The sequence below is a fragment of the Pseudactinotalea sp. genome, from assembly GCF_048594945.1.
GTDB lineage: Bacteria > Actinomycetota > Actinomycetes > Actinomycetales > Beutenbergiaceae > Pseudactinotalea.
The window spans coordinates 1-6039 of record NZ_JBMDXJ010000269.1 but is presented as its reverse complement, the minus strand read 5'-3'; the positions used below and the strand labels follow the sequence as shown (position 1 = coordinate 6039).

The following is a 6039-nucleotide window of genomic DNA, read 5'->3' as shown; positions in this document are numbered from 1 at the left end:
CGACTTCGAGCGCGGCTTCATCAAGGCCGAGATCGTCTCCTTCGACCAGCTGATGGAGGCCGGGTCGATGGCCGAGGCGAAGGCCAAGGGCTGGGTGCGCATGGAGGGCAAGGAGTACGTCATGCGCGACGGGGACGTGGTCGAATTCAGGTTCAACGTCTGAATAGGCGCGTTTGCGCTGGTCAGAGCGGTACCAGATACTCCCGGTCCGCAAGAGGCTGTAGCGGACTACGCTCCAAGAGTGCTGACCTGGCCGCCACCACGAGTTCAAGCGCGTCCATCCATGATCCATCCTGCATGGTCGCTCCGATCCTCGTCCGGTTGTCCGGCGCGAAGCGGGTCGTCCTTCACAGCAGTGTGGGCCCCGAACGTTTTCGCTAGCAGCAGAGGAGGCAGAGTCGTCCCCACCACAGGTCTCCGGGTTCATACTGGCGCTACGCGTGCGGCTAAGATTTCTGGATGGGCTCTAGTTGGCAGATCGAAGTCGGGAAGCGAGTCGCTCCGGTGTTCGGCAAGAACTACGTCTCGGATCAATTGATGTTGATCTTCACAGGCGATGACCGATTTGTAGACGTCGCCAAACGTGATGAACTCGCCCAGCTCGAGGAACAGTTCGCCACTCATCCCGAAACCGACGAGCCTCTCGCGTGGCACCGCCGCCTGATGTGGTACTCAGCCTCGGCGGAAGCCCTCCGCTCCCGCCTCGCACTTCAAGGCTTCTCTTCCGAACGTGTGCGGTTGCTGTCCACGGCGTTCTTCGACGATGAACTGACTCAGGTCCCCGAGGATGACGGCATCGATCCGCGCGACTCCTGGGAGGAGGGGCGCGGCACCTACCCCGATGGTGCTTCCATCACTGCTGCTCTCGCAACCTGGCGAGGTCAGGCGGCGGCGCAAGCCCCTCGCTTCAAATTGTCGGACCCCGAGCAGCGATTTCTTCACGATATGTGGGAGTCGCTCCGGGGGAGCTTCGACGATCCACGGTTCGCCCTCGCACACGCTCTCATGAACGCCCGTCCTGGCACCACTGTGACGCTCGACCTCACTGACCTTGTTCTCGGTGGGTGGATGGACACTGACGAGGAGCCCCACCAGGAAGCCCGCACTCGAATGGTCGCCGCTGTTTCCGCGAGCGGCCCCGTCATCGTCATCACCGAGGGCGCTAGTGACGCACGCTGGCTACGTCGTGCGCTGGAGACGGCAGCGCCTGCAGCCGCATACTTGTTCGAGTTCCTAGACTTTGCTGAGTACCAGGCACCTGGAGGGACGGATCGGGTCGTGTCGCTCACCAAAGGAATGGCGGCGGCACGAGTGATGAATCGCATCGTTGCCGTGTTGGACAACGACACCGCCGGGAGAGTCGCTGCGAAGCAGCTAGACGGCTCGAAGCTCCCCTCCCGGATCGCCGTCGTCAATCTCCCGGACGTCGCGTACGCATCTCAGTACCCGACTCTCGGGCCTGGAGGTTCCACGACCTCGAACGTGAACGGTCGAGCAGCTTCCATTGAGTTCATGTTTGGGGATGACGTCCTACGTGACTCGGACGGAGCCCTGTTCCCGGTGCGCTGGCAGTCATTCATCGAGGCTGCCGCTGAGTACCAGGGTCGCCTGGACAAGCACCACAAGGCGACCGTCGGGAAACGCCTCGATTATGCATTCACCGAGGCCAGCGCCGCCGCCATGCCCGAGCAAGTGCTTGAGGGATGCCGTCGTCTGGCCGACATGCTGTTGGCCGCTGCAGTTCTGCCTTCGCACGTTCCGGCTTCAGAGTTCTCCAGCCTGACCACAGCATGGCGCAGTAGCCACACTTGACCTGACGGCGATTCGCCAGGCTTCAGCAGCTATTGCCTCCCAGTGACATCTCGCCGCGAGTTGATTGCCTAACTGAGCAACCAGCCCGCCGCCACGCGTGCCACGCCCATGATCCGAGTCTACTGACGTCCGCTCAGTCTGCGGTGGGACGTCGGCACCAACAAATCTGGCCTCCCGGACACGACTTTGGCGCGGGAACCCGAGACGTTGGTCCGTGCCGGAACGTGGTCGAGTTCCGGTTCAGCGTGTAGAGCCAGTCACGTCCTAGAAGGACCAGCCTTCCGTGCGGACGTAGTCGAAGAACTTCAGCACTCGCACCTGATGCTCGTCAGCGACGTTGGGGATCTTCAAGTTCTTGTCGATGACGCCGGGGCCTTTGCGGTTCTCCTCGCTCACGACGTCCGAGCCTTCGAACTTCGCGTGGGCGATCACGAACGGGTCAGCCTCGTTCACCTGGCCCTGAACCCATCCGGGATGCGCCTGCCCGATCGCCCTCACGGTCGCAAGTTCTTCGCTGTCCGTTGAGCAAATGAACCCGGGAAGATCCTTGGCCCATTTATGCAGGTCGTCCCCGATCCGGTAGACCTCTCGATGCACCGCTTCGCAGATGCAGCTCTCGCCGCGGGCGACGGACTCCTCGATGCTGTCCCAGATGCCCGGGAATATGTCGCGGGGATAACGCTGCACGAGCCCGATGAGAATGTTGCTGTCCAGGGTGTAGGTCAATCGGCACCGCCGGCCCGGTAGTACTCGCTGAGCAACTGCTCTACCATGGGCAGCCGCGCATTCAGTAGGTAGGTGGCGTCCATCATGTCGACGCGCCGGTCCTCGAGGGCATGCGCGACCGCCCCGATGTAGGTGCTGCCGAGATCGCGGTACCGCAGCCGCCACGGGGGCACGAAGCTGTCGCTGTTCTTCCTCTTGTCCCTGACCTTCTTCCACTCCTCGTCGCTGGTCGCGCGCACCTCCGCGAGGTCCTCGTCGTCGATGACGTCGAGCGTCTTGAGGCGGACGGCTGCTGCCAGAGGGCTCACCTTGAAGACGGACGCGAGGCTGACTGCGAGCTCGTAAGGGTCGTCGTCTGCTGCCACGTGGCGGCGGACGCTCGCTTCGGGCATGAGGAAGTTCGCAGCGAAGCCGTTGGCGAGGGCCTCCTCGTTGACGTTCTCGCGTAGCATGCACAGCCCGCTGGTGCGGTTGGCGAGGTGGGCGATCTCGTGGAAGAGGGTGAACACCCGGCCAGCGGCGCTGTCGCCGCCGTTCACGAGCACTATCGGCAGCCGATCGTGGTGGATGGAGAGGCCGCGGAACGTCTCTAGGGGGATCCTCGTCGTCTGGAAGACCAGGATGCCGCGCGCCTCGATGAGGCCCCGCCAGAAGTTGAACACCTGCCCGTTCTGGGACTCGGTCGGGACGAAGGAGTCCAGGAGCCCGAACTGGTGACGCAGATCCGTGGATCTCCGGATGAGGGTTTGCCAAGTGAGCGGCCCGAGTTCTAGGCGCTCTCGCGGCTGGTCGTCTAGGTCCAGCATCGCGTCGCGGTGCTGCTCGGCGCGCCGCATCTCGCGCGCGAGACCGGGCGGGAGCTCGTCGTGGATCCGCCCGCGAAAATCCGCAGTCTCCGGCACGTCCGGCTCAGCGGGCGCGGGGGCAAAGAAGAACCCCAAGGGTCTGTCGAGTTTGGTCGCCATGAGCGTCAGCTGACGGAACGTCGGCTGGACCTCCTCGGACTCGAACGCGTCGATGCGCTCGGGCTGCACGCCGAGGGCCTTGGCGAGCTCTTCGCGGGGCACTCTGCCGAGCTCGCGGGCCCATCTGAGGGTGGTGCCGTCGATTGGTGCGCGTGCCACTCGACCCCCTCCTGTTCGGCGTTCGGCCTGCTCCGGCCGGTACTGCTCTCTCCAGTTTACCGATGAGCGCGTACGTCCAGGGCGCAGGATCGCCGTATGGCCTCGCTGTTCAGTCGACCTGCTCGTCGTCGCCGTGCAGGCTCTGCCATAGCGCGTGTAGCTGGCGGTCCTGGGCTTCGTAACCAGCCCGACCCGCGTTCTCGAACGGCTTGTCCGACAGTGTAAATCCGTATGCGGCGTTGCGGATGTCCTCGCCTTCGGTGCCCTCGCGCACCGACTTGAGCATCTGCTCGACCAGCGCGGGGTCCATGAGACCGGTCAGGCTCGTCATGTGCTCGATCATCTCTTCTGTCGCCGGCGGCACAGCGCGCTCCCGGTCCTCCTGGCGTCTGCCCTCGAAGTGCTCGCCGAGCCGCAGCTGCCACCCGATCTGGTGGACGTGCTCAAGCACCGCTCGCACGGCGTCAGGGTCGGCGACGCTCTGCGGGGTCAGTAGTTCTCCCTCCGCCGTCACGTCGACGTAGAAGCCGCGCTGCTTGAAGGAGTTGTGCTTACGCTTCCACTCCTGAATCGTCCCGAGCACCTCGGCGTTCTCCTCCGAGTCTGAGGGATCGACGCCGAACCAGTACTGCTCCAGCATCAGGAATCGGTGCACGATGTCGAGTTTGAGGTGGTGCTCCCGCCAGAGCTTCTTGAGCCCGTCATCGACGAACTCCTCGCCCTCAGGACTGTGGGTCATGTCCATCCTTCGCTCGTGTAGCGCGATCGCCTTACCGGACTCCTCCATGCCGAGGATTCCCAGCGACCTCGCCAGCGCAGCGTCGTCCTCGTCGAGAGCCGTCAACGCCGCCCGGAGCAGCCGGTCAGCGTTCGCGAGCAGGGCGTCTTGTAGAGCTATGACCTGGTCAGGGGCAAGATCGTCGGGGAGGTGCTGTCGTCGGGCCATGGTTCCATTGTCCCCGTAGCCACTGACACGCGACGGGTGCGATGGGGAGCGGCCAGGTCAGCCTCGTTCCGCAGACGAGTGCCACTGCGGGAAGGTGGTCGAGTTCCGGTTTAACGTATAACGTTAGTAACGCTCTCCGTTATAGACTGGCCTTAAGATCAGATCGTTCAGGAATAAGGGCACCGAGCGCATCTGGCATGGGCAGTACGTCAAGCGCGTCGACCGGACCGTAAAGCGAGCGACTCTTTGGAAGCTCGAGCTGATCCATGCGGCGAAGGATGTCGAGGATCTGCGGATCCCGCCGGGGAACCGGTTGGAGCGGCTGGTCGGCGACGGTCGTGGGCAGCACAGCATCCGCGTGAACGCGCAATGGCGTCTCTGTTTCGTCTGGAGAGAGGGAGGTGCGGACGATGTCGAACTCGTCGACTACCACCGAGGCCGACCTGATCGAACCGATCTACCCGGGAGAGATCCTCATGGAGGACTTCATCGACGGCTTCGGGATCACGCAGAACAAGCTCGCCGTGTCGATCGGGGTGCCGCCGCGGCGGATCAATGAGATCGTGCACGGCAAGCGTGGGATCACCGCTGATACGGCGATCCGTCTGGCGCGGTACTTCGGGACGTCCGAGGAGTTCTGGATGAATCTTCAGTCGAACTATGAGCTGCGGCTCGAGCGCCGGGCGCTGAGTGACAAGGTGGCGGCGGTCACTCCATTGAGCGTCGCATGAGTGCTGCGTCCCCGGTATTGCGCCGGCTTCATCGTGGAGATGCTCCGGCCGTGCTTTCGGCATTCAGGTCCAACCCCGACATGGCGCGTCAGGGCGACGTGTCGACGCTCGCCGAGGCGGAGAGGTATGCGAGCCGACTGATGGAGCCGGCCTCGCCGCACGAAGCCTGGGCGATCGTCGCGGACGACGCGCTGGTCGGCCTGGTGTGCGTGAGCGTGGACGAGGAGAGCCGCAGCGGCTGGCACTGGTACTGGATGACGGATGCCGTCCGCGGACGCGGATGGACTTCCGCGGCTGCGTCCACCATCGCGCAGTGGGCGCTGACCACGCGCGGGCTGGAGCGCCTGGAGCGCGGTCATCGGGTGAACAACCCTGCATCCGGAGGAGTGGCGAGGCGTGCAGGGTTCGTAAGAGAGGGAATCGAGCGCGAGAAGTTCCTCGTGGGCGGTCAGCGGATCGACGTGGACATCTATGGACGGCTGGGATCCGATCCTTCACCAACCTTCGACCCTCTCCCGATGGTCGACGGGTGGCAGTGAGGCGCAGACTGCCCTACGTGCGGGGACGTGGTGGAGTTCCGGTTTAACGTCTGACGTCCCCGATGGGATTGCCCCGCGTTCAGGCCCGGGCGAGGGGCGAGTCCGGGTGGAGGCAGGGCCCAGAGGGTGATGGCGCGCTGCAGAGCAGGCGGATGTCACCC

At 64.1% G+C, this 6039-nt stretch carries 8 protein-coding genes; 5 read left to right on the top strand and 3 right to left on the bottom strand.

Annotated features, from left to right (window positions below):
* Together ACOJSN_RS11710 and ACOJSN_RS11705 are read left to right on the top strand one after the other, a co-directional pair.
* Positions 1-163 (top strand): DUF933 domain-containing protein (locus ACOJSN_RS11710; RefSeq protein WP_420112678.1); only part of this gene is annotated, 163 nt, incomplete at its 5' end.
* 341 nt (positions 164-504) lie between these two features.
* Positions 505-1812, top strand: a complete 1308-nt coding sequence (locus ACOJSN_RS11705) for a hypothetical protein (RefSeq protein WP_420112675.1) — start codon at positions 505-507, stop codon at positions 1810-1812.
* Between the two features lie 264 nt (positions 1813-2076).
* Here ACOJSN_RS11705 and ACOJSN_RS11700 read toward each other — a convergent pair whose 3' ends face one another.
* The 3 genes from ACOJSN_RS11700 to ACOJSN_RS11690 all read right to left on the bottom strand — a co-directional run bounded on the left by ACOJSN_RS11700 (position 2077) and on the right by ACOJSN_RS11690 (position 4608).
* Positions 2077-2538, bottom strand: a complete 462-nt coding sequence (locus ACOJSN_RS11700; RefSeq protein ID WP_420112674.1) for a DUF4411 family protein — start codon at positions 2536-2538, stop codon at positions 2077-2079.
* On the bottom strand, positions 2535-3662 hold the full coding sequence (locus ACOJSN_RS11695) for a helix-turn-helix domain-containing protein (protein WP_420112673.1): 1128 nt from the start codon (positions 3660-3662) through the stop codon (positions 2535-2537). The genes ACOJSN_RS11700 and ACOJSN_RS11695 overlap by 4 nt, the downstream gene beginning before the upstream one ends.
* Before the next feature lie 109 nt (positions 3663-3771).
* Positions 3772-4608 (bottom strand): AbiV family abortive infection protein, encoded by an 837-nt coding sequence (locus ACOJSN_RS11690; protein WP_420112672.1) that lies wholly within the window; start codon positions 4606-4608, stop codon positions 3772-3774.
* A 157-nt stretch (positions 4609-4765) separates the two neighbouring features.
* Between ACOJSN_RS11690 and ACOJSN_RS11685 the strand changes: the two genes are divergently transcribed.
* The 3 genes from ACOJSN_RS11685 to ACOJSN_RS11675 are packed head-to-tail and all read left to right on the top strand — an operon-like array spanning position 4766 to position 5878.
* Positions 4766-5167, top strand: a complete 402-nt coding sequence (locus ACOJSN_RS11685; RefSeq protein WP_420112677.1) for a type II toxin-antitoxin system RelE/ParE family toxin — start codon at positions 4766-4768, stop codon at positions 5165-5167.
* Positions 5052-5339: a HigA family addiction module antitoxin gene (locus tag ACOJSN_RS11680; RefSeq protein ID WP_420112676.1), complete on the top strand. Its 288-nt coding sequence runs from the start codon at positions 5052-5054 to the stop codon at positions 5337-5339. The genes ACOJSN_RS11685 and ACOJSN_RS11680 overlap by 116 nt, the downstream gene beginning before the upstream one ends.
* Complete coding sequence (locus ACOJSN_RS11675; RefSeq protein ID WP_420112671.1) at positions 5336-5878, top strand: GNAT family N-acetyltransferase; 543 nt, start codon at positions 5336-5338, stop codon at positions 5876-5878. Before ACOJSN_RS11680 ends, ACOJSN_RS11675 begins: the two co-directional genes overlap by 4 nt.
* Positions 5879-6039: the final 161 nt, after the last annotated feature.

Bases quoted from the DNA above. Each gene is read 5' to 3' on its own strand.
- ACOJSN_RS11690 (WP_420112672.1), bottom strand. From the start codon at position 4,608: ATGGCCCGACGACAGCACCTCCCCGACGATCTTGCCCCTGACCAGGTC.
- ACOJSN_RS11675 (WP_420112671.1), top strand. From the start codon at position 5,336: ATGAGTGCTGCGTCCCCGGTATTGCGCCGGCTTCATCGTGGAGATGCT.